This is a genomic window from Saccharopolyspora flava, from assembly GCF_900116135.1.
GTDB lineage: Bacteria > Actinomycetota > Actinomycetes > Mycobacteriales > Pseudonocardiaceae > Saccharopolyspora > Saccharopolyspora flava.
The window spans coordinates 133,049-154,940 of the sequence record NZ_FOZX01000002.1; the positions used below are offsets into that span (position 1 = coordinate 133,049).

Consider the following 21,892-nt stretch of genomic DNA (forward strand, 5'->3'; position numbering starts at 1 on the left):
CAGAACGTGCCATGCTGGAGCGGTGAGCAGCGCTGACCTGGCCGATTTCCTGCGTCGGCGACGGGAATCCCTGCGTCCGGAGCACGTCCCGGCCGGTGTCGCGGCTCCACCGGGACGGCGCGCCCGGCGCACGCCGGGGCTGCGGCGGGAGGAAGTGGCGGCGCAGGCCGGGGTTTCGGTCAACTACTACGAGCGGTTGGAACGGGGCCGCGCGCCACGTCCGTCGCCGCAGGTCCTGGCCGCGCTCGGGCGGGCGCTGCGGCTCACCGACGCCGAGCACGAGCACCTGGCCCGGCTCGCCGGGCAGATCCCTCCCAGCACGCGGGCGCCGGTGCCCGACGACGCCCGCCGCCTGCTCGACGGTCTCGGCGCGATTCCCGCCTACCTGGTCGACGAGCGGCAGGACATCGTGGCCTGGAACCGGGCGGCCACCGCGCTGCTCACCGACTTCGCGCAGCTCCCCGCCGAAGACCGCAACGCGCTCAAGCTGCCGTCGGTCCTGGGAACCCTCTGCACGGCCGCTCCGGGTTCGGAAGGGGAATTCCTGAAGCACACCGCGGCCCAGCTGCGCACGGCCAGCGCCCGCTACCCGACCGACCGGGGCCTCGGCGAGCTCATCAACGACCTGGCCGCTCGCAGTCCCGAGTTCGCCGCGGCGTGGCGCGCCCACGACGTGCGGCCCCGCCTCGCGCTGCGCAAACGCCTGCACCACCCCGAGCTCGGCCGGCTGGACCTGGACCTGCGAACGCTCCAGCTCCCCAGCAGCTCCCACCAGCTCGCGATGTACACGGCAGAGCCGGGCTCACCCGCCGCCCGAGCCTTCACCCACCTCCTCTGACCGCGAGGCCGTTGTCCGTGGACGCGACCTGCGCACGACGCCCGGCGGAACGCGGGGCGACCCCGCACAGCTCGGCGGTACTCACCTGCACCTGTGCGCGCGGCTTCTGCGGGACTCGGCAGGGGACAGTTTTTGCCCTAATTGTCCGGGGGTGATGCCAGAAATGTCGGGACAGTTTTCACTAAAACTGTCCCCTGGCGACGGGAGATCACCACCGCCACGACGTCCCGAACCCCCGGTGGGGCCGCAGGGCCCCACCGGGGTCGGGGGTCAGGGCTGTTCCGGCAGGGTGTTGCAGTTGCTGTCCGCCGGGGTGCCGTTGAGGCGGTCGGTGAGCCACGAGATCGCCGCGCCTTGGTCGGTGAGCAGCGGCGCCAGGTGGTTGGTCAGCAGCCCCTTGCCGAGGTCGGGGAGCTGAACGGGCGCGTAGGTGACGTCGCCGCCCGCGTCGCACCAGTCGACGGCGAGCTGCCGGGCCTGCTCGTGCGGCACGATGTCGTCCTGCACGCCGGTCGCCACGCGGACCGCGGTGGCGGGCTCGTGGGTGCCGATCAACTGGTCGTCGAGGACCTTCCGCACCGCGGGTTCGGCCTCGACGACCTCGCCGAGGGTCTGCCCGGTGCTGGTCCACTGCGAGCTGCGGCCGAAGGCGTAGCGGGCGATGCCGTCGCCGATGCAGGAGGTCGACAGGTCCTCCAGCGCGGCCTTGCCGTCCTCGTTGAGGTACTTGTCGGCGATCGGCCGCAGATCGGGGTTGGCCTGGATGAACCCGTTGAGCGACCAGCCGAGCGCGCCGACCAGCGCGCTGCCGTCGATGCCGCCGATGACCTCGGTCAGGTTCGCGGGCGGCGCGCCGACGTAGGCGCCGGCGAGCGGGACGTCGGGCGCGTAGGTCGGCTGCAGCTCGGCCGCCGACCCGGTGGCGCCGCCGCCCTGGCTGTAGCCGTAGAGGGCGACCCGCGAGTCCGGGGTGATCGAGGTGCCGGGCAGCGAGCGGGCCGCGCGCACCGCGTCGAGCACCGCGTGCCCGCCGTCGATCCGGTTGACGTAGGTGTGCAGCCGGTCGGTGGTGCCCAGCCCGACGTAGTCGGTGACGACCACGGCGGCGCCTTCGGCGAGCAGCCGGTAGATCGCGATGTCCTCGTAGCCGACCGACACCGAGTCGCCGTTGAGCGAGATCGGGCGCTCCAGCCCCATCGACGCCGAGCAGGAGTCGCCCTGCCCCATCGTCCCGGGCGCCACGGCCACCACCGGCCGCGGACCCTCACCCCGCCACTGAGCTGCGGGTTCGATGTAGGCCCCGGTCACCGCGGCGGGCTTGCCGGTGGAGTCGGTGGTCTTGTACATCAGCCGCGTCGCCGTCCCGGGCAGCCGCTGGCCGCCGATGCTGGGCAGGCTCAGCGCGAGCGGCAGCGGTTCGGTCCGCACCAGGGCGCCGTCGGCTTCGGGGAGTTCGGCGGGCGGGTCGTAGAAGCCCGCGCTGACCATCGGCGGCGTGGTCGGCGCCTCGTCGGCCACCGCGGATGCTGCTTGAACACCGGTGATGACCAGCGACAACGCCGTCGCGGCGAGCAGGCCTCGCGCGACGTGCGGGTGGTGGGGGGATCGGGGCATGCGGGTCGCTCCCTGCGTCATTGGATGGTGCGAACTGCGCAAGTCGCTCGGGCCGCAGCCGGTCACCGCCCCCGCACGACGTGTCGGAACGCGCAGCTCGTGACCACGCACCCCTTATCTACTCCGGAGTAGCTTATGCAGTGGATCACATCGTGACAAGACGTCAACCGGAGTCGGTTCACCGCAGACGGAGGAAGAACCGGGGGCGTCAGCAGGTTCTAGCGGAAAGCCGCGCTGTTGACGGGGAAGTCGAAGTACTCGTTCGGAAACGGTTCGCGCGGCAGGTTGAAGTGCCACCACTCGCCCGAATACCCCTGCAAACCCACGGATGTGAGCCCTTCGCGCAGCAGGTCGCGGTTCGCCCTCGCCTGCCCGGTGATGCGGGGGTCGTCGGTGTGCGCGAGGTCGTCGAAGCAGTCGAAACCGGTGCCCATGTCGACGCTGTTGTCCGGGAACCGCTCGCCCGCGGGCGAGGTGCACGAGGTCAGCGGCTCGCCGGGCACGTAGGCGCGCTGCGGCGGCGCGGGCAGCCGCACCAGCGTCAGGTCGACGGAACTGCCGCGGCTGTGCCCGGAGTTCTCGGCGATGTAGCCCGCCGAGTACAGCTGCGACTTGTCCAGCCCCGGGTAGAACTCGGCCTTCATCCGCTCATCGTCGTTCTGGGCCCACTCGACGAACCGGTCGTCGGCGGGCTGCGGCCGGTAGCAGTCGTAGACCTTGAGCGTGTAGCCCTGAGCGCGGAACCCCTTCTGCGCCTCGCGGAGCGCCTCGGCGAGCGGTCGCGTCAGCACGCACATCGGCTCGTCGTAGCCGGGAACGGGATCGCCGGTGAAGTTGTGCGGCGTCGCGTACCGCACCTCTTCGAGGATCGTGGGATCCACGTCGCGCAACCGCACGAACCCCTCCGGCGCGTGCTTCACCTCAGGCACGGGAGGCGGAGAGGGACTGGGCGCGGAACTCGGAGCGGGCGCGCTGGACGGCGCCGGTGGCGGCGGAGCGGGCGGCGCCGCCGTCCCGCAACCCGCCACCACCAGCGCGAACACGACGAGAATCAGCCCCCGGAGCATGCCGGTCACGATAGCTCCGGAAACCCGTCGCGGCCCGCGATCGCTCAGCCGCGGGCGGTACCACCCGGGGCGTCGCCCTCCGGTTCCTGGGGAACCGCGTGCAGCACCTCGTCCTTGCTGGCGTACCGGGCGGACGGGATCGACCGCAGCGCGGTGAGCGTCTCCGCATCGGCCTCGCGGTCGGTGGCGAAGTCCAGGATCTCGTCGCGGTCGGCGGGGAAGTCCAGCCCCTGCAGCGCCTTGTCCACCCGCATCTCGTCGCGCTTGGTCATGACCACTCCTCTTCGCAGACACGTGTTCACCCCGGGGACTACCCGCTCACCCCGCTCACTACGACCCCGCGACGGAGGAATCACCGAACCCGGCGACGACGCGCGCGGCCAACAACCCACCGACACCAGGGACGAGCGCGAGCAGCCACACCCGGTGACGCCCCCGCATCAGCAGGACCGCGGCGAGGACGGTGGCGGTGTACGCGAGGCCGTGCAGCGGTCCGAGCGCGCCGGAGAGCACCGGGTCGTGGATCGTCACCAGGTTCAGCAGCAACAGCAGCAGCGTCCCCAGCTCGGCACCGCCGAGGACGCGCAGCGGGCTCACAGGCCCGCTCCGGTCGTCGAGCCCGGCCGGTAGATCATCAGCACGACCACCACTGCCCAGAGCAGGTTGAACATCCCGGTGTGCATGGCCAGCCGCCTGCCGGCCCGCTCCGCCGCGGCTTCGCCGATCCTCCCGAGCGCAGCGCGCTGACCAGGAAGGATGAGGACGACCAGGAGTCCGGCAGCGGCGGCGGTGAGGATCATGGAGACGATCAGCCACACCTCGCCCAGAACCCCGAGCGCGGCGCCGGTCGCCACCCCGAACACCGGGACGGCGATGCCGATCACCGCGTAGACGCGGGTGATCCGGTGCAGCACCCGCGAGGTTTCCGCCGAGCCGGCGCGCACGGCGGGCGGGAACATGCTGGCCGCGATGGCCACGGGACCGATCGCCAGGATCGCGGCGAGGACGTGCACGGACAGCAGGAATCCCGTCATGCGACGGCTCCGGTGGGCGCGAGTCCGGTGTTCTTCCAGGTGGTGCCCCGCCGGTCGTGCTCGATCATCTGCTCCACGGCGTGCGCGATGCGCGGCCCGAAGTCGCGTTCGAGCAGGTAGAGACCCACGTCGATGCCCGAGGTGACACCTCCGGCGGTGATCAGGTCGCCGTCGTCGACCACCCGCGCCCGCACAGCGGTGGCGCCGGTGGAGGCGAGCGCGTCGTGCCCGAGGACGTGGGTGGTGGCGTGGCGGCCGTCCAGCAGACCGGCCGTGGCCATCGCCAGCGAGCCGCCGCACACCCCGACGACGGTGATCTCGGGGTTGTCGAACGCCTGCCGCAGCAGGGGCGCGGCCTCGCCACCGGCGAACCGTGCCAGCAGCGCCGTGATCGTCTCGACCGACCCGGCCGCCCCGGGCACGATCACGTAACCGGGCGCGCTCGGATCCACGGTGCCGGTGGCGGTCAACGACAGGCCGGGCATGCCGGGCTCGACGACGCGCGGGCCTTCGGCGGTGACGAGTTCGAGGTCGAGGCCGCCGCCGAGGAATTCCCTTCCGGCGGAGAGAACTTCGAAGGGGCCGACGACGTCGAGCGGGTCGAAGCCGTCGTAGAGCACGAACTGAGCTCGGGGCATGGGGTTCCTTCCTTCGGACTTGTCACCCCATGCTGCGCAAGTCCTCCCGCCTCCCCCAGTGGCTATTCGGTCATGTTCCTCCTGAATCCGGCCACACCTCGGAACGCTCGATTTCGCTACTCTCGGGGGATGCAGACGGTGGTGGTGCTCGCACTCGACGATACGATCGCCTTCGATCTGGCCACGCCGGTCGAGACCTTCTCGCGAGTTCGATTGCCCGACGATCGCCCCGGCTACCGGGTCGTGGTCGCCGGCCCGGAGCCGGAAGTGGGGGCGGGACCCTTGCGGCTGGTCGTCGGCGACGGTCTCGACGCCCTCGATCGAGCGGACCTGGTCGTCGTACCGGGCCGAAACGACCCGTCGAAACCCACCCCGCCACCGGTCCTGGAAGCCCTGCGCTCCGCCGCCGAGCGGGGCTCGCGGATCGCCTCGGTCTGCGTCGGCGCCTTCACCCTCGCCGAAGCCGGCCTGCTCGACGGCAAGGACGCCACCACCCACTGGCTGGCCGCGGAACAACTGGCCCGCGCCTACCCGGCCGTCCGCGTGGACCCGGACGTGCTGTTCACCGACAACGGCCAGATCCTCACCTCGGCGGGCGCGGCCTCCGGACTCGACCTGTGCCTGCACATCATCCGCGAAGACCACGGGATGGCCGTCGCCGCCGACGCCGCCCGCCTCGCCGTCGTCCCACTCCACCGCAGCGGTGGCCAGGCCCAGTACATCCTGCGCAACCGCCCCACTTACCAGACGGCCACGCTCGAACCGGTCCTCTCCTGGATCGAGGAGAACGCCCACCGCGGCCTCACCCTCACCGACATCGCCGAAGCCGCCGGTACGAGCGTCCGCACCCTCACCCGCCGCTTCACCGCGGAGGTCGGCCAAAGCCCCGTCCAATGGCTGGCGGGCGTCAGAATCCGCCACGCCCAGGAACTCCTGGAAACCACCGACCACACCGTCGACCGCATCGCCTCCCGAACCGGCTTCCCCACCCCCAGCAACTTCAGAACCCAGTTCACCCAGACGGTCGGAGTCACCCCAAGCACCTACCGCAAGACCTTCCGAGCGTGAAAGCGAGCGCGGGGTTTCAGCGGTCGAGCGCGGTCAGTCGCCGGGCCTCGGCGTCGAGCCGCTCACGCGCCTGTTCGTCGTAGGCCTGAGGGTGAGCGCGGCTTTCCCGTCTGGCGTCGAAGTACCGCCCGCTGATGCCGTCGGCGGTCGCCAGCGCGACGACCGCGGCAGCGCCGGAGTCGGCCGTCCCCGCAGGCCTGATACCCGCTGCGCGCACCATGGTGGTGTCGAGATGGGTGCCGGGGTGCAGGCAGTTCGCGGTCACGCCTTCGGCAGCCAGGTCCAGAGTCAGCATGACCTGCGCGAGCTTGCTCTGCCCGTACGCGCGAAAACCTGAGTAGCCGCGTTCGAGCATCAGATCGTCGAAGTCCAGCGCGTCCTGCGCCGCGGAGACGACGTTCACCACCCGCGACGTTCCGAGAAGCGGCTGCAGGAGGCGCGTGAGCAGGAACGACGCCAGGTAGTTGATCGCCAAGTGGCTCTCGAAGCCGTCGACCGTGACCTCGCGCGGCGCGCTCGGTTTCGAGATCCCCGCGTTGTTGACCAGCACGTCGAGACGTTCGCAGCGCGCCAGCACGGAGTCGGCCAGCGCCCGAACCCCGGCCAGCGAGGAGAGATCGGCTTCGAGGAACGTCGCCGACGCCCCTGCCCGCTCGACGTCCTCGACCACGGCCGCTCCCCTCTCCGCGCTCCTGCCGTGGACCAGCAGGTGAACCCCGGGCCCGGCGAGCTTCTCAGCGGTCCGCCGCCCGATTCCATCGGTCGACCCGGTCACCAGAACCGTCCGCTCCGTAGACATGGAAACCCCCATCGCACAACGACACTGCCCGAAGTCAGCAGATCAACGGCGTACCTACCTCCACGCTAGGCCACACCCACGCCCCGAGGGAGGTTCTGCCATCCCCCGATAGCCACGCCCGAATAGCGCCAGCCCAGGTCAGGTGGCTCACGGCACGTTGATCAGGGGTACCGGGACGGTCGCCGTGCCGCCTCTCGCATCGTCACCGGGCATGGCCACTCACTTCCGCGTGGACGTGTTCACCTCCCCGCCGACCAGGCCGAGGAGTTCGAGGACGACACCAAGCGGTCCGGGAGCAGGATGGCACGCGCGGTGAACAACCCACAGCGCCCGAGCACGCCGAGCACGACCACACGATTCCGGCGGCGCGACCGGCAGCGATGTCCGAGGTCAGAAGACGGTCGGGGCCGGTTCTGACAGGGGGTTGGCGCCTTCGGGGCGGAGGCCGTCGAAGATGATCCCGAGGTAGCGCTTCCACAGATCGGGGCTCGGGTTCGGCAGGTTTTCGACCGCGTGCACGGGCGCGCACATCAGCAAGTAGACATCGGAAGCGGTCACGTCAGACCGGATGGCCTCGACTTGGTGCGCCCGCACGACGAGTCGCTCGATCCCGGAGAAGAGTCGATCCCGCAGCTCGGTCACCCGAGCGTCGCCTTCGCTGACGGCCCACAGGAAGTCGATGTTGTGCCGGTGACGCTGATCGGCGGCGAAGGACAGGAACTCCCACAGCGCGTCACCTGGATCCGCCGCGTCGGCCAGCCGTTCGGCGCATCCCGTGAGCGCGGTGAGGTGTCCGCTGACGATCGAGGCGATCAAGTCCTCCTTGCTCGCGAAGTGCCGGAAGACGGTGCCTTTCGCAATTCCGGCCCGGAGCGCGATGTCCGCGACCGACACCGACAGCCCCCGCTCGGCGAACTCCGCCTCGGCGGCAGCCAGCAGGTGCTCGCGGTTGCGCGCCGCGTCGACGCGCAGGGGTCGATTCGGGGAGGACACGGCCCCACAATACCAAGATGACCGATCGGTCATCTTGGGTGTAGCCTTGAGCGCAACATGACCGTCCGGTCATGTTGCGCGATGGGAGGAACGATGAAGCTCAACGAAGCAACAGCGCTGGTCACCGGCGCCAATCGAGGACTCGGTTTCGCCCTGGCCACCGATCTCGTTCGCCGCGGCGCCAAGGTTTACGCCACCGCTCGCCGCCCTGAACTCGTCGACATCCCGGGAGCAGAGGTCCTCCGGCTGGACATCACCGATCCCGATTCGGTCGAGGCGGCCGCCGCAGCAGCGCGCGACGTCGACGTGCTGATCAACAACGCGGCCTTCACCGGAGGCGGCAACCTCGTGACGGGCGAGATGGATTCGATCCGCGCGGTGATGGATTCGAACTACTACGGGACTCTCGCGATGATCCGCGCGTTCGCACCGACCCTCGCCCGCAACGGCGGCGGGGCCATCCTCAACGTCCTCTCCGGGGCGGCCTGGGTGACGGTCGACGGCAACACGGCCTACGCCGCGGCCAAATCAGCCGAGTGGGGTCTGACGAACGGAGTGCGCCTGGAACTCGCGGACCGGGGAACGCAGGTGACGGCCATGGTTCCCAGCCTCATCGCCACCCGAACCCTGCTCGACTTCGCCGAGGAACACGACCTTCCCCTCCCCGAAGAGGACCTCCACGACCCAGCCGATCTGGCCCGCACCGCCCTCGACGCCTTCGAAGCAGGAGAAGAGGAAATCCTCGACGCAATGGCGAAGAGAGCCAAAGCCACCCTCGCCGGCACGGGTGCAGAACAGTGACGAGCAGCTCATCGGCATCGGCTTCGAGTTGACTGGAGCCCTTACCGTCGACTCCGGTACGCCCGACCGGAGAACGCGACCCAGCGCCGGCCAAATCCGGCGAGTGCAGCAAGGCGACCCACTGCAAGGCAGACCACCGCCTTGGGGTACGCCTGCGCGCAGACTGCACCTGGCCCGAGCCGCCGTTTCTGCCTCGAAGTGACCTTGACCAGCAACCGAGGAACCGCCGCTGTGCCCGACCGCCACCTCATCGACGTCCACGTCCTGCTGACCCGCGAGGCGGAGCTGCTGCTCACCCGACGCCGAGGCGGACAGTTCGACGGCATGTGGCATCTGCCTTCCGGCAAACTCGACGCCGGCGAGGACGTGCTCACCGCCGCCGCCCGCGAGGCCGAGGAAGAGATCGGCGTCGTGATCGACCCCAGCGACCTGACCCACGTGCACACGATCCACGTCAACGACTCCGGCCCCGAACCAAGACTCGGCCTGTTCTTCACCACGACCACGTGGATCGGCGAACCGGTCAACCGCGAACCCGAGAAGTGCTCCGAGCTCGGCTGGTTCGACCTGCACAACCTCCCCGAAGACCTGATCGACTACACGGCCGCAGGAATCACCGCCTACCGCCGAGGAAACCCCTTCTCCCTCCTCGGCTGGAAGTGACACCCGCCAGCCGACCACCGCCGACAGCGACCACTCGACTCCCGTTCGTTCACTTCTCCACGGATGTTGTGTCGAGGGTGGCGGGGTTACCGCGTGAGTCGGTGGGGCGAAGTTCGGGCAACGGCTGGCCGTGTTCGTCGACGAGCAGGGAATGCGCCTCGGCGGACGTGTAGGCGTGTCGCTCGCCCCACTGGCGCAGGGACACGATGACAGCGAAGAGATCCCGGCCGGCTGGGGTGAGCGCATAAACCTGGCGACGCCCCGAAGTGGCGGTGTGTTTGTCGAGCAGCCCGCGTTCGACCAGGCGTCGGAGGCGGTCGGTGAGGATGTTGCGCGCGATTCCGGTGCGGTGCTGGAAGTCGGTGAAGGCCCGGGCGCCATCCATGGCATCCCGAATGATCAACAGGCTCCACCGATCGCCGATCAGGTCGAGCGTGCGTGCCACGGGGCAGCCGGGGTCGGTCCAAACGGTCTCGCCGGCATCGGCCTCTGCGCGGGTCATCAACCCTCCAGAAGAGTTGCGGATTGAAACCATTGTGCCGTAGCGTCCAAACAGTTGCAATTTGCTACTGATTGGGTGGGGTGCTGGTGGATCTCACGACGAGTCGACGAATGCTGTTGGCCATGATCTGCGGCGTAGCGGTCGCGACGGTCTACGTCGCCCAACCAGTGCTGGCCCAGATCGGCAGCGATCTCGGGGTGACCGAGTCGAACCTGGGCTGGATCATCACCGTCGGCCAACTCGGCTACCTGGTGGGACTGGTGTTGCTGGTCCCGCTCGGCGACATGGTCGACCGGCGTGCACTGATCACCGCGCATCTTCTCGCGTCCGCCGCGGGCGTAGGTCTGGCTGCGGTCGCGGGCCAGCTCTGGTTTCTGCTGGCCGGGCTCGGGTTGGCGGGCCTGTTCGCCGTGGTGGTGCAAACAACCGTGGCCTACGCTGCTGACCTTTCCACTCCGGCAGAACGGGGACGCACTCTCGGTGTGGTGACTTCCGGAGTCATCACCGGCATCCTGGCAGCCCGTGTCCTCGCCGGAGCCCTGGCCGCATTCGCGGGATGGCACAGCGTCTACGCCACCCTCGCCCTGCTGCTGGCCGTGTTGGCCTACCTCGCCTGGAAGCTTCTGCCCACCGACGCCCGCACCACCCGAGCCTCCTACGGCGCGGTGCTGTCCTCACTCGGAGGGCTTTTCCGTCAGCGGGTGTTTCTTTCCCGCGGGCTGATCGCGTTCTTCCTGTTCGCGTCCTTCGGCACGCTCTGGAGCGGTCTGGCCCTCCCGCTGGCCGCGGCACCATGGCACCTGGACACGGCCCAGATCGGCTTGTTCGGAATCGCCGGACTCGCCGGCGCGCTCGGCGCCGCCCGGGCCGGGCACTGGGCCGACCACGGTCGGGCCAACACCGTCACCGGCCTCGCCCTGCTCCTGCTGGCCGCGTCCTGGTGGGCAACCGGGCAAGCAACCTGGTCACTGGCTCTGGTCGTCGTCGGGGTGATCGCCCTGGACTTCGCCGTTCAAGCCGTCCACGTCAGCAACCAACACACGCTGACCACCACATACCCCGACCGAACCAGCAGCGCGATCGGCGGCTACATGCTCTTCTACTCCCTCGGCTCCGCTCTCGGAGCCACCGCCACCACCAGCCTCTACGCCACCACCGGATGGCACGGCTCCAGCGTGCTGGGGACCGGTTTCGCGCTAGCCGCCCTCGCCGTCTGGGCCACCACTCGAGGCGCAGTCCGGCCCGGCTCCCGGGGAACCCTTACCAGCGGCGGAATCCGCCCTCGGTGTTGAGGACTTGGCCCACCACCCATTCCCCGTCGTCGGAGACCAGCCAGGAGATCAGGCGGGCTGGATCATCCGGTGTGCCGAAGCGCCGGCTGGGAAACCGCTGGCGCAGCGATTCCAGGGTGTTCTCGTCGATGCCCATGCCGGGATCGAGGAATCCCGTGTTCACCGGCCCGGGGTTCACGGTGTTGAGAAGGATGCCCTGATCGACGAGCTCATCGGCAACGGTCAGCGTCATGCCCGCCAAGGCGGCCTTGGCCGCGCCATAAGCCACCTCACCGACCATCGGTCCGTCCTGCTGCCCCGAGGTCATCCACACCACCCGACCGCCGGGACGCGCCGGATCGTGCTGGGCGGCGAACGCTTTGGTCAGCAGCAGCACCGAACGCGCGTCGGTGGCCCAGTGCTCGTCGAGTTGCTCGAGGGTGATGTTGGTCAGAGTGGCGTCTCCGCCGGAACGAGCGTGGTTGCACACCAGAACGTCCAGCGGCCCGGCCGCGGCCACGGCCTGCTGCACCAGGTTCTCCGGCGCGCCGGGCTCCGTCAGGTCACCGGGTAGATCCACCAGGCCCGCGTCCTCGCGCAGGTGCGGACGAATCGAGTCCAGGACCTGTGCGAGGTCATCGGCGCCCCACGGCTGGGTCGTGTCGTGGGGCTGGTGGTGATGAATCACCAGACTGGCGCCCATCGAGGCCAACCGCCGAGCCACCGCCGCACCAATGCCCCCAACCCGACTCGCGCCGGTAATCAGCGCGGTGCGCCCCTGCAGAGAAGAGATCGTCATCGTGATCGGTTCCTCACCCGGTGTCCGTCGGTGCGCGCCCAGCGCGGCAAGGCTGATCAGGATAAACGGCGCGCGACCGAAGTGCGCCCCACCGACGCAGGAACCCCCGGCCGAGATCAGTCACCAGGTTCGGCCGGTCGTTGACCGAGCTGGTCGGTGACGAACTGCAGGCGGGCTGCCACGTCGGTTCGGGGAAGTTCGGTTGGACGCCCAGGTCACGGCCGACCTCACTACAGGGTTGGCCGGGCAACGCCTGACCTCCGACGAGCGGATCGAAGAGATCTTCAGCCGCTACGCGCGCGAAGACCCGGTTCACCGCACGTGGATGAAGGCGCGTCCGGTGCTGGCTGAAGCTGTCCACCGCACCGAACAGCGCCTCCCGAACCAGGCTCGGTAAGGCTCACGCCTGGAGCCTCATCCTGCGCCCCCTCCAGGGGCACCGTCCTTCTCGGCAGCCTCGACATCACGGCTACCGGTTCCAGGACCACCATCCTTCTCCGTGGCGTCCACGCTGCGGGCACCGCCTCCAGGGGCACCGCCCTTCTCAGCAGCATCAACATCACGGCTACCGGTTCCAGGACCACCGCCCTTCTCGGCAGCGTCCACGCTCCGGGAATCAGGCGCGCCTGTGCTGGACATGGCGGAAACTGCAACCACCACACCTGCTGCAAGCAGGATGGTCGCTGCTAAACGAACGACTCGTCTCATGATCAAACGCCTTCCAATGGGAAATAGGACGTCAACCACGATCCGAACCAACGCTTTCCTGGCGCTTGCCTACCTCTGAACGAGCGCTTCTCAGCCCAAGTAGGGCTGCGTGCGGGTCTCGTCCAGCGCGTGATCGATGCGCAGGCGCATTGAGGTGTGGATGTTCAAGCGATCGAGGTCCGTTGGGGCGACCCAGCGGACCTCCTTCGTTTCGCTGCCGTCTTCGCGCGGCCGGCCGCCGAGCCACTTGGCCTCGAAGCAGAGCGAGAACTGCTGCCGCACTTCCCCATCGTCGTAGGCCATGACGTGGTTGGGGTTGGTGTAGGTGCCGACCAGGCGCACGACCTCGACGTCGAGGCCGGTCTCTTCCTTGACCTCGCGAACCACGGTGTCGGTGAGGGATTCGCCGGCGTCGTGGCCGCCACCCGGCAGTGCCCACAGGTTGTTATCAGCCCTGTGGATCAGCAGGATGTCGCCGGCGTCGTTGCGGATGGCTGCGGTCACCGAGGGAACGACCGAGTTGGCCGCCGGTGCGTTCGGGTCGTTGAAGTAGTCCACGCGAGCCACAGTTGCGCTCCTCAAACGGTCACCGGAAGCAGGAAATCCACTCTCGCTTCACTTGCGTCGCACAGACCACTGTCGCAAGCCCGAGGCCGGCGGGCCCATGACGGCTTGGTTCACAGATGGTCCACGAACGTGACCACCAGGTACGACCACAGTAGACAAACAAGCAACAGGGCCGAGCTCGGAAGCATCGGCCCTGTTTGAGGTGGAGCTGACGGGATTCGAACCCGTGACCCCTTGACTGCCAGTCAAGTGCGCTACCAGCTGCGCCACAGCCCCTTGTTCTGTTCTCCGAGGTGTTCGGTTTGTTTCCGCCCCGCTCATCTCGTGTGCCAATACAGTACAACAGCCGTTCGGAGCCGTTTTCAGGGGGGTCCCCTTAACGGCCCGAGAGGCCGCGCGGCCTTCCTGACCTGCGAAGACGGAGCCGACCTCCGGTTCCCACGGTACTCGTCCTCACAGGGTTGTCGCGGCCCCGTGAGGACGGTCACCTCGATCATCCCGCCGCTGTGGTTCCGCGGGGTTTGGGCAGGCCTCTGGTGTTGGCGGCCTTCACGAACTCCGCTCTCGGGTCGTGGAGTTCGCCCAGGGCCACGACCTGGCGGTGGAACGGGAGTTCCAGGAGCCAGTCGCCGAGGATGCGGGCCTTGCGGGAGGCCGTGGGCATCTTCATCAGGTGGTAGGCGCGGTGCAGCAGCCACGCCGGGAGTCCCTTGAGCTTGATGCCGTAGACCTCGGCGGCGCCGCGGAACAGGCCGAGGCCCGCGACCGACCCCGCGTGCTTGTGGCGGTACTCCTGCAGCGGTTCGCCGCGCAGCTGGGCGATGATGTTGTCCGCCAGCAGCTTCGCCTGCCGGACCGCGTGCTGGGCCGACGGACTCGTCAGCGCCTCCGGGTCGCTGCTGGTGAGGTCCTGCACGGCCGCGCAGTCACCCGCCGAGAACACGTTGTCGGTGCCCTTGACCTGGAGTCGCGTCGTGCATTCCAAGCGGCCCTTGGCGTCTCGCGGCAGGTCGCTGTCCTCCAGCATCGGGTGCGGCTTCACGCCCGCCGTCCAGACGATCGTGTCCGCGTCGAAGACGTCGCCGTCGGAGAGCTCCACGCGTCCGTCCACAAGGGAGTTCGCGGTGGTGTTGAGCTTGACCTCGATGCCCAGGTCCTCCAGCTGCTGCCGGGTGTACTCGCCCATCGGCGGGCTGACCTCCGGCATGATCCGGCCCATCGCCTCCACCAGCACCCAGCGCATGTCGTGCTCCGACAGCTGCGGGTAGCTGCGGATCGCGTAGCGGGCCATGCTCTGCAGCTCCGCCAGCGCCTCGATGCCCGCGTACCCGCCGCCGATGAACAGGAACGTCAGCAGCCTCCGGCGCAGCCGCTCGTCCTCCGTGCTCGCCGCGATGTCCAACCTGGACAGAACGTGGTTGCGCAGGTAGATCGCCTCGCCGATGGTCTTGAAGCCCACGCCCTCCTCGGCCAGGCCCGGGATCGGCAGCGCGCGCGAGATCGAACCCGGCACCGGCACCAGGATGTCGTAGCCGAGCTGCTCGACCTTGCCGTCGCCCAGCGTCACCGTCAGGCAGCGGCGGGCGTGGTCGATGGTGCTGACCTGCGCGGTCAGCACCTCGCAGCGCTTGAGCGCCTCCCGCAACGGCACCACCACGTGCCGGGGTTCCAGGGAACCGGCCGCGGCCTCCGGCAGGAACGGCTGGTAGGTCATGTGCGGCTGGGTGTCGATGACGGTCACCCTCGCCTCACCGGCGTCCAGCTTCTTCTGCAGCCGCAACGCCAGGGTGAGTCCCACGTGCCCGCCGCCGATGATCACCACGCGTGGACTAGGCATGCTGCGGCTCCTCTCGGGCGCCGTCGCGGGTCCGGCGCGGGTCGACCTCGCGCTCCGGGTGGCGACGCAGGTACTCCTGCTCCAGCTCGAACGTGCGGGCGGTGTGCTCGCGCAGCGCGCCCGGGGAACCGTGCAGGAACGTCTCGTTGCGCGTCCGGTGCAGGTGACCGAGCTCCCGCAGCAGCAGGTCCTCGGTCAGCTCATGTCCGGGAATCCCGGTGGTGTTCATGTCGTCCTCCCGCATCGGGCAGGGGCCACCGCGACGCCGGCGGCGTCACGCTCCCCGAGTACCCGAGGCGGGCGGGATCGACACCTCTCAGGCGGCTGCGCGCTGCGGCTGCGAGTCGGACTCCGGGCGCGGCCGGGTCTCCGGGGCGCCGATCCAGGCCAGCAGCCCCAGGGCCGCGGTGGCACCGGTGACCAGGAACGCCGCCTGGTAGGACACCGTGTCGGCCAGGGCACCGGCGATCAGCGGGCCGAGGATGGCGCCCAGATCGGCGGACTGCTGGAAGGTCGCCAGCACCGTGCCGCCGCGCCGGTTGCCGCCGATGATGTCGGCGACCGCCGCGTTCTGCGCCGGGTTGAGCACGCCCGCGCCCATGCCCGCGACCAGCGACGCCGCCAGGAACAGCGGCACCGAGTCGGTGAAGCCCAGCGACGCCGTCGCCACGCCCTGCACGACCAGGCCGATCAGCACCAGCGGCTTGCGGCCGTGCCGGTCGGCCATCCGCCCCGACAGCAGCAGCGCGCCCGCGTTGCCCGCGGCGAACACCGACAGCGCGATGCCCGACATCGACTGCGGCGCCTTCAGCGCCTCCACCACGAACAGCGGGACCAGCGCGATCCGGACGCCGAACACCGCCCAGCCGGTGCCGAAGTTCGACAGCAGCGCGGCGATGTAGGAGCGCATCCGCAGAGCTTCGCCGAGCGGCATCGCCGGGGTGGCGTCGTCGCCGAGCGGGGCCGCCAGGGTCGACTTGCGCAGCATGAACCAGCCGAGGAAGGCCGCGCCGAACAGGGCGATGCCGTAGGTGACGAACGGCAGCCGCAGCGAGAAGCCGACCATCAGACCGCCGACGATCGGACCGGAGATGTTGCCCAGCAGGAAGCTCGTCGCCCACAGTCCCGAGGCGCGTCCCCGCAGGTGCGGCGGCGACAACCGGATCAGCAGGCCCACGCCGGAGACGGTGAACATCGTCGAGCCGATGCCGCCGAGCGCCCGGAACACCAGCAGCTGCCAGTAGGAGTCGGCGAACGCGCACGCGGTGCTGCTGATGCCGACGATCGTGATGCCGATGACGTAGATCGTGCGCTCGCCCGCCGCCGAGACCAGCCGCCCGCTCAGCGGCGCGAAGATCAGCCGCATCATCGCGAAGGCGCTGACGATGAACCCGGCCGCGGTCACGCCGACGTCGAAACTCGTGGCGAACGCCGGTAACGCGGGGGCGACGATCCCCATGCCGACGGCGACGATGAAACTGCCCGCCACGAGGATCCAGATCTCGCGGGGAAGGTCGGTGATCCCTGGGCCCTTGCTGGTCTTCTCCGACGCTGCGCCGCTGGCCACAGGTTTCCTCCCCGGTTTTTCGACACTCGAAGCCAGGAAGTCCCAACGCCGCCCGATGTCGTCTTCATTCCCCCGGGGGGTTTCGTGGCGCGAACCTCACCCGGCTGGTCCAGTCCACATCGCGGGACGCCCGCGGGTGGTCAGAGGAGGTCGTCGATGCGGCGCGCGTAGGCGGTGACGCCGTAGGCGACCTCGAAGCCGGTGGCCTCGGCGAAGCGCTGGGCCGTGCCGCCCTCCTCGGCGTGACCGGCGACCAGCAGGGCGCCCATCCGGCGGAGCTCTTCGGCGGTCTCGGTGACCAGATCGTGGCCGTAACCCCTGCGGCGACGGCCCGGCCGGACCACGACCTGCTCGATCAGGCCGACGCCGCGTTCGACGAAGCCCTGCGCGAACCCCGCGATGCGGTCCACCCCGGGGTCGTCGACGACGAGCAGCACCGCGCGGTTGTCGTCGGCGCGGTGGCCGAGGTGGCGGGCCAGGCGCTGCTCGCCCTCCTCCGACAGGCCGGTCTCGTCGGCGTAGAGCTCGACGATGCCCTCCAGGTCCCGGTCCTCGACGGGCCGGGCGACGCCGCGGCTGAAACCCCGGTTCCGGTGCAGCAGCACGACCTGCTCCTCGACCGCGCGCCACAGGGCGTCGTCGGCGATGCCCTCGATCTCGCCGACGGTCGTCGGGGAGGCGTAGACGACGGCTTCCGAGCGGCCGGCCTCGGCGAAGACCTGCTCCAGCTCCATCAGCGTGCCCGCGACCTGCGCGCCGGTACCCCACAGCGCGCACGCGTGGTTGGCGACCGGCAGCGGGTTGTCCTGGTTGAGCACGACCGTCGCCACCCCGACGCGGGTGCGCACGCCGTAGCGGACCACGGCCGAGGCCAGACGGGCGGTTTCGACCAGTCCGGCCAGGTCGCGGGCCTGCCTGGGGTCGAGGAGGGTGTCGTCGTCCGGATCGTGCAGCGGGTCCACGGGACCATTGTCCCCTCGCCCGAACGCAGGACCGGACGCCCTGCCGGATGTCGGCCCGAAGGGGCACGATTGGTCTGTGACGACCCCGGATCAGCTCGCCGACGAACTGCTCGACCTGGACCTGGACGCCGATCCGATCGGCGCCTCGCTCTACGGTCTGCCCGGCCGCGACCACCTGCTGCCGGACATCTCCGCCGCGGCCGAGCTCGCCCACCGCGAGCGGGCCGAGGACATCCGGGTGCGCGCCATGGCCGTCGACACCACCCACTGCGGGCTGGAGGAGCGGCTGACCATCGCCGTCGTCGTGCAGCACGCGCAGTCCACGGTCGACCGGCTCGACTCCCGTTCCCCCGAGTACACGCTGAGCGGGAACATGTTCGCGCCGGTCGCGGGCCTGCTGTTCCTGCTCGGGCAGGTGCCGGTGCGCGAGCGGCAGCAGGGCGAGGACTACCTGCGGCGCATCGCCCGCATCCCCGACTTCACCGCCGCGGCCGCCCAGCGGCATCGCGAGGGCGTGCGGGCCGGGCGGGTACCGGTGCGCTCGCTGCTCGACGACGCGGTCGCCCACCTCGACTCCCACCTGGCCCACCCCGATCAGGACCCGCTGCTCACCCAGGAGCTCACGGACGACCTCGCCGACCAGCGGCGACGCCTGATCGAGGACGTCGTCAACCCGGCGCTGGCCGAGTACCGGCAGGTGCTGGCGAGCGAGATCGCGCCGCACGCGCGCGACGACGACCGGCCCGGCCTGTGCTGGCTGCCGGGCGGGCACGAGATCTACCAGCGGCTGATCCACGCCCACACCACCACCGAACGCACCCCGGCCGAGCTGCACGAGACCGGCCGGGCGCAGCTGGCGTCGCTGCGCGCGGAGATCTCCACGCTCGGCGCGCGGATCTGGAACGAGCCCGACCCGGCGGCGGTGCTGCACCGGATGCAGACCGATCCGTCGCTGTGCTGGGACGACGGCGAGCAGATGCTGGCCGCCGCCCGCGCGGCCATCACCAAGGCCGAGCAGGCCGCGCCGGGCTGGTTCGGGAAGCTGCCGCAGCAGCCGTGCGAGGTGCGGCCGGTGCCGGGCACGCCGTCGGAGAGCACCCCGATCGGCTTCTACCTGGGGCCGGCGCTGGACGGGTCCCGGCCGGGCGTGTACTTCGCGAACACGCTGCGGGCCGAGCAGCGGCCCCGGTTCGCCTCCGAGGTGATCGCCTTCCACGAGGTCGTGCCGGGCCACCACCTGCAGGTCAGCCTCGCCCAGGAGCTCACCGAGCTGCCGCTGCTGCGCCGGATCGCCGAGTTCAACGCCTACGCCGAGGGCTGGGGGCTCTACACCGAGCGGCTGGCCGACGAGATGGGGCTGTACTCCGACGACCTGATGCGGCTGGGCATGGTCGTGCAGGACCTGCTGCGCGCGGCGCGGCTGGTCGTCGACACCGGGCTGCACGAGTTCGGCTGGAGCAGGCAGCGGGCGCTGGAGACGATGATCTCCAGCACGACCCTGTCGGACCTGGAGGCGGCTTCCGAGGTCGACCGCTACATCGTCTACCCCGGTCAGGCGCTGTCGTACCTGGTGGGACGGCTGGAGCTGGAGCGGATCCGGGAGGCCTCGCGGCGGCGGCTGGGCGCGGAGTTCGACATCCGCCGGTTCCACGACGCGGTCCTCGGGCACGGGGCGCTGCCAATCTCGACGCTGGAATTCCTGATCAACGATCAGCCCCCTGCTACATCCAGGTGACGCCGTTCCAACACGGCCGAAATCGACACGGAACGCATTACTGTCGACACCGAGCGTGTTCGCTGCTGCTCGCGACCAGGCCTTGTGTGGACAGGAGGCGCCGTGACCGGGACCTTTCACCACCGCCAGGAACTGCTCCGGCGCGAAGCGGAGGTGCAGCTGCGCGACCGGCCGCTGCCGTCGTGGCAGAAGCGGGTGCTGCACCGCTTCGCCGCCGAGCGGGACAACGGCTGGTACCCGCTGCTCAACCAGTTCGCGCCGCACACCCCGAGGCAGCGCCCGGACCTGGTGCTGGTCGGCCGGATGGGCGTGCTGGTGGTGCTGCTGCGGGAGACCGAACCGGACTGGGAGGACTCGCGCGCGGCGTTCGTGTGGGCCGCGGAGCTGCTGGCGGGCGCGTCCATCGGGTCCGGGATGCTCAGCGAGTCGGTGCTGCGCACGGTCGTGGTGCACCCGATCGAGCACACCGGGCGCAAGGGGCGCAGCGCCGATCACCTGGCGATCACCGAGGACGAGCTGGACCGGTTGTTCAAGCGCGGCGAGCGGATCCTGACCTCCGACGAGGCGCTGGCGCTGGCCAAGCACCTGGACAGCCGCACGTTCGACCTGACGCCGATCATGTGGAACTCGCAGCGCATCCCGCGTCAGCGCGGCGGCGTGCCGGAGGTGCTGCAGGAACCGGTGGCGCCGTCGGCGCGGCGGCCGTTCCGGGACTGGCGGTACTTCCTGGACGACGCGCAGCTGGGCGCGGTGCGGCGCAGCTACTCGGGCCCGGCGCAGATCAGCGGCCCCGCAGGCACCGGCAAGACGACGCTGGCGCTGCACCGGCTGGCCTACCTGGCGCGGCGCGGTGACGGCAAGCTGCTGTGCACGTCGCCGCTGCCGTGGATCCCGGCGCGGGCGGCGGCGCGGTTCGGCCGGATGGCGCCGGAGCTGGCCGGGCAGATCGAGTTCACCTCGCTGCACGCGTGGGCGCGGGACCTGCTGGCCGGGCGCGGGCGCGCGGCCGAGGTCGACGAGCGGGAGGTGCGGCGCGCGTTCGACGCCGTGTGGTCGCGGGACGTGGTGCTGCACGGGCTGCGGAACTCGCGGGAGTACTGGCGGGACGAGATCGACCGGGTGATCAAGGGCCGGGGCATCTCGTCGTTCGACGCCTACCGGACGGTGTCGCGGAAGGGCCGGGGCGGGCAGCTGCCCTCGGACTTCCGGTCGCACGCCTGGCGCTTCTACTGCGAGTACGAGCGGGAGCTGTCCGAGCGGGGCGTGTTCGACCACAACGACGTGCTCAAGCGCGCGCTGGCCGAGCTGGAGCGGCGTCCGCTGCCCCGCCAGTACACCGGCGTGGTCGTCGACGAGGCCCAGGAGCTCACGCTGATCGGGCTGCGGCTGGCGCACGCGATCAGCGGCGCCGGGCCGGATCAGCTGCTGCTGGTCGGCGACGGTCAGCAGCAGGCGCTGGCCGGAGGCTGGCGGCTGGCCGAGGCGGGGATCTCGCTGCACGGGCGCGGCGAGGCGCTGCGGCACGACTACCGCAACCGGGCGATGCTGCTGGAGCGCGCGAGCCAGGTGGAGGCGATCAACCGGTTCGACGAGGGCCCGTCGCTGCCGTTGAGCGCGGCCCTGCCGGTCCGCGGGGGCGGCCAGGTCGTCGAGTGGCACGGCCGGGACCAGGAGCGGGCCCTGCTGTGCGCGCTGCTGGCGCTGGACGACGACTCGTCGGCGGCGGTGCTCACCGAGACCGAGTCCGCGGCCGAGCACTGGCTGCGGGTGCTGCGCGACGCCGGTGTCGCCGCCCGGGAACTGGCCTCCTGGGACGGCCGCGACACCACCGACACGCTCGTCGGCACCTACCTGCACGCCAAGGGTTCGGAGTTCCGCTCGGTCTTCCTCCCGGTAGAGCCCACTCCCCCGCCGGACACCGCCGAGGACCGCGAAACCCACCAGCGCCGCCGCCTCACGGCCATGACCAGAGCCCAAGACCTCCTCTGGCTCGCCCACCCCACCACCCCGTGACCGCGAAAACCCCGGTTTTCACGCGACAAAAACCGCGGTTTTCGACGGAGTGTCACTCAGGCGGGCGGAATTCGGGTTGGTCGAGGAGGCGGAGCCAGGTGCCGTCGGGCTGGCGGCGGGCGACTTGGGCGCGGGCGCGCGTGCCGTCCTTGGGCGGGGTGGCCGTGAGGGCTATGTCCCCGCTGATCAGGGTCGGGAGCGGCGGTTCCGGTTCGAAGCGGGGGTTGTGGGAGAGGACTTCCTCCCAGAGCGCTCGGATGGCCGGGCGGCCGACCGTCGTCTCGCCGGGAGGGTAGGCCATGACGGCGTCGGGTTCGTAGAGCTCGGCGACCCCTTCGGCATCTCCGGCGTTGCTGCGTTCGACGAACAGTCGGGTGAGGTCTTCGGGTTCGCGGGCCTTGTCGCGCATGGCAGTT

The 21,892-nt window shown here is 70.2% G+C and carries 24 protein-coding genes and 1 tRNA gene; 8 read left to right on the top strand and 17 right to left on the bottom strand.

All coding sequences use genetic code 11. From position 1 onward, the window contains the following. The first annotated feature begins 22 nt into the window (after positions 1–22). Complete coding sequence (locus BM424_RS07435; RefSeq protein WP_093414885.1) at positions 23–838, top strand: helix-turn-helix transcriptional regulator; 816 nt, start codon at positions 23–25, stop codon at positions 836–838. Between the two features lie 270 nt (positions 839–1,108). On the opposite strand, the gene BM424_RS07440 is transcribed toward BM424_RS07435, so the two are convergent. The 6 genes from BM424_RS07440 to BM424_RS07465 form a co-directional block, all read right to left on the bottom strand. Further along, positions 1,109–2,452, bottom strand: coding sequence for a lipase family protein (locus BM424_RS07440; RefSeq protein ID WP_217649646.1), 1,344 nt, complete (start codon positions 2,450–2,452; stop codon positions 1,109–1,111). Between the two features lie 218 nt (positions 2,453–2,670). Beyond that, entirely contained in the window at positions 2,671–3,372 is a 702-nt protein-coding gene (locus tag BM424_RS07445; protein ID WP_245775683.1) for a M15 family metallopeptidase, read from the bottom strand. Between the two features lie 191 nt (positions 3,373–3,563). Next, positions 3,564–3,791, bottom strand: coding sequence for a DUF2795 domain-containing protein (locus BM424_RS07450; protein ID WP_093414888.1), 228 nt, complete (start codon positions 3,789–3,791; stop codon positions 3,564–3,566). A gap of 58 nt (positions 3,792–3,849) precedes the next feature. Beyond that, the gene (locus tag BM424_RS07455; RefSeq protein WP_093414889.1) at positions 3,850–4,116 is read right to left on the bottom strand and encodes a hypothetical protein; all 267 of its coding nucleotides are present in this window, start codon (positions 4,114–4,116) and stop codon (positions 3,850–3,852) included. Beyond that, a complete protein-coding gene (locus BM424_RS07460; RefSeq protein WP_093414891.1) occupies positions 4,113–4,553 on the bottom strand; it encodes a hypothetical protein in 441 nt (146 codons plus the stop codon). Before BM424_RS07460 ends, BM424_RS07455 begins: the two co-directional genes overlap by 4 nt. Continuing rightward, positions 4,550–5,191, bottom strand: a complete 642-nt coding sequence (locus BM424_RS07465) for a DJ-1/PfpI family protein (protein ID WP_093414892.1) — start codon at positions 5,189–5,191, stop codon at positions 4,550–4,552. Before BM424_RS07465 ends, BM424_RS07460 begins: the two co-directional genes overlap by 4 nt. Before the next feature lie 129 nt (positions 5,192–5,320). On the opposite strand from BM424_RS07465, the gene BM424_RS07470 reads away from it, so the two are divergent. Further along, on the top strand, positions 5,321–6,259 hold the full coding sequence (locus BM424_RS07470; protein WP_093414894.1) for a GlxA family transcriptional regulator: 939 nt from the start codon (positions 5,321–5,323) through the stop codon (positions 6,257–6,259). Between the two features lie 16 nt (positions 6,260–6,275). Here the strand turns inward: BM424_RS07470 and BM424_RS07475 are convergent, their stop codons facing one another. Together BM424_RS07475 and BM424_RS07480 are read right to left on the bottom strand one after the other, a co-directional pair. Continuing rightward, a complete protein-coding gene (locus BM424_RS07475; RefSeq protein ID WP_093414895.1) occupies positions 6,276–7,070 on the bottom strand; it encodes an SDR family NAD(P)-dependent oxidoreductase in 795 nt (264 codons plus the stop codon). 378 nt (positions 7,071–7,448) lie between these two features. Beyond that, positions 7,449–8,051: a TetR/AcrR family transcriptional regulator gene (locus BM424_RS07480; RefSeq protein ID WP_093414897.1), complete on the bottom strand. Its 603-nt coding sequence runs from the start codon at positions 8,049–8,051 to the stop codon at positions 7,449–7,451. Between the two features lie 93 nt (positions 8,052–8,144). On the opposite strand from BM424_RS07480, the gene BM424_RS07485 reads away from it, so the two are divergent. Further along, entirely contained in the window at positions 8,145–8,852 is a 708-nt protein-coding gene (locus tag BM424_RS07485) for an SDR family NAD(P)-dependent oxidoreductase (protein ID WP_093414898.1), read from the top strand. A 231-nt stretch (positions 8,853–9,083) separates the two neighbouring features. Continuing rightward, positions 9,084–9,515, top strand: a complete 432-nt coding sequence (locus BM424_RS07490; protein WP_093414900.1) for an NUDIX hydrolase — start codon at positions 9,084–9,086, stop codon at positions 9,513–9,515. 49 nt (positions 9,516–9,564) lie between these two features. Here the strand turns inward: BM424_RS07490 and BM424_RS07495 are convergent, their stop codons facing one another. Next, positions 9,565–10,017: a winged helix-turn-helix transcriptional regulator gene (locus BM424_RS07495; protein WP_093414902.1), complete on the bottom strand. Its 453-nt coding sequence runs from the start codon at positions 10,015–10,017 to the stop codon at positions 9,565–9,567. An 86-nt stretch (positions 10,018–10,103) separates the two neighbouring features. Between BM424_RS07495 and BM424_RS07500 the strand changes: the two genes are divergently transcribed. Next, positions 10,104–11,309, top strand: coding sequence for an MFS transporter (locus BM424_RS07500; protein WP_245775684.1), 1,206 nt, complete (start codon positions 10,104–10,106; stop codon positions 11,307–11,309). Here the strand turns inward: BM424_RS07500 and BM424_RS07505 are convergent. Continuing rightward, positions 11,278–12,087: an SDR family oxidoreductase gene (locus tag BM424_RS07505; RefSeq protein ID WP_093414904.1), complete on the bottom strand. Its 810-nt coding sequence runs from the start codon at positions 12,085–12,087 to the stop codon at positions 11,278–11,280. The two genes, BM424_RS07500 and BM424_RS07505, sit on opposite strands and share 32 nt — an antisense overlap. 202 nt (positions 12,088–12,289) lie before the next feature. On the opposite strand from BM424_RS07505, the gene BM424_RS07510 reads away from it, so the two are divergent. Then, complete coding sequence (locus BM424_RS07510) at positions 12,290–12,484, top strand: hypothetical protein (protein WP_217649647.1); 195 nt, start codon at positions 12,290–12,292, stop codon at positions 12,482–12,484. Positions 12,485–12,885: 401 nt separating this feature from the next. Here BM424_RS07510 and BM424_RS07515 read toward each other — a convergent pair whose 3' ends face one another. The 6 genes from BM424_RS07515 to BM424_RS07540 form a co-directional block, all read right to left on the bottom strand. Further along, complete coding sequence (locus BM424_RS07515) at positions 12,886–13,362, bottom strand: NUDIX hydrolase (protein WP_093414908.1); 477 nt, start codon at positions 13,360–13,362, stop codon at positions 12,886–12,888. A gap of 203 nt (positions 13,363–13,565) precedes the next feature. Continuing rightward, positions 13,566–13,638, bottom strand: a tRNA-Ala gene (locus BM424_RS07520). Between the two features lie 217 nt (positions 13,639–13,855). After that, a complete protein-coding gene (locus BM424_RS07525) occupies positions 13,856–15,199 on the bottom strand; it encodes an NAD(P)/FAD-dependent oxidoreductase (protein ID WP_093414909.1) in 1,344 nt (447 codons plus the stop codon). Then, positions 15,192–15,443, bottom strand: coding sequence for a DUF6158 family protein (locus BM424_RS07530; protein WP_245775685.1), 252 nt, complete (start codon positions 15,441–15,443; stop codon positions 15,192–15,194). The genes BM424_RS07525 and BM424_RS07530 overlap by 8 nt, the downstream gene beginning before the upstream one ends. A 72-nt stretch (positions 15,444–15,515) precedes the next feature. Further along, positions 15,516–16,766 (bottom strand): MFS transporter, encoded by a 1,251-nt coding sequence (locus tag BM424_RS07535; RefSeq protein ID WP_245775686.1) that lies wholly within the window; start codon positions 16,764–16,766, stop codon positions 15,516–15,518. 140 nt (positions 16,767–16,906) lie between these two features. After that, positions 16,907–17,728: a GNAT family N-acetyltransferase gene (locus BM424_RS07540; protein ID WP_093414912.1), complete on the bottom strand. Its 822-nt coding sequence runs from the start codon at positions 17,726–17,728 to the stop codon at positions 16,907–16,909. Between the two features lie 76 nt (positions 17,729–17,804). Here BM424_RS07540 and BM424_RS07545 point away from each other — a divergent pair, with 76 nt between their 5' ends. Both BM424_RS07545 and BM424_RS07550 read left to right on the top strand, forming a co-directional pair. Then, a complete protein-coding gene (locus tag BM424_RS07545) occupies positions 17,805–19,463 on the top strand; it encodes a DUF885 domain-containing protein (protein WP_093414914.1) in 1,659 nt (552 codons plus the stop codon). Between the two features lie 102 nt (positions 19,464–19,565). Continuing rightward, on the top strand, positions 19,566–21,476 hold the full coding sequence (locus tag BM424_RS07550; RefSeq protein WP_093414916.1) for a UvrD-helicase domain-containing protein: 1,911 nt from the start codon (positions 19,566–19,568) through the stop codon (positions 21,474–21,476). Between the two features lie 52 nt (positions 21,477–21,528). Here BM424_RS07550 and BM424_RS07555 read toward each other — a convergent pair whose 3' ends face one another. Beyond that, a complete protein-coding gene (locus tag BM424_RS07555) occupies positions 21,529–21,885 on the bottom strand; it encodes a YybH family protein (RefSeq protein WP_093414917.1) in 357 nt (118 codons plus the stop codon). Positions 21,886–21,892: the final 7 nt, after the last annotated feature.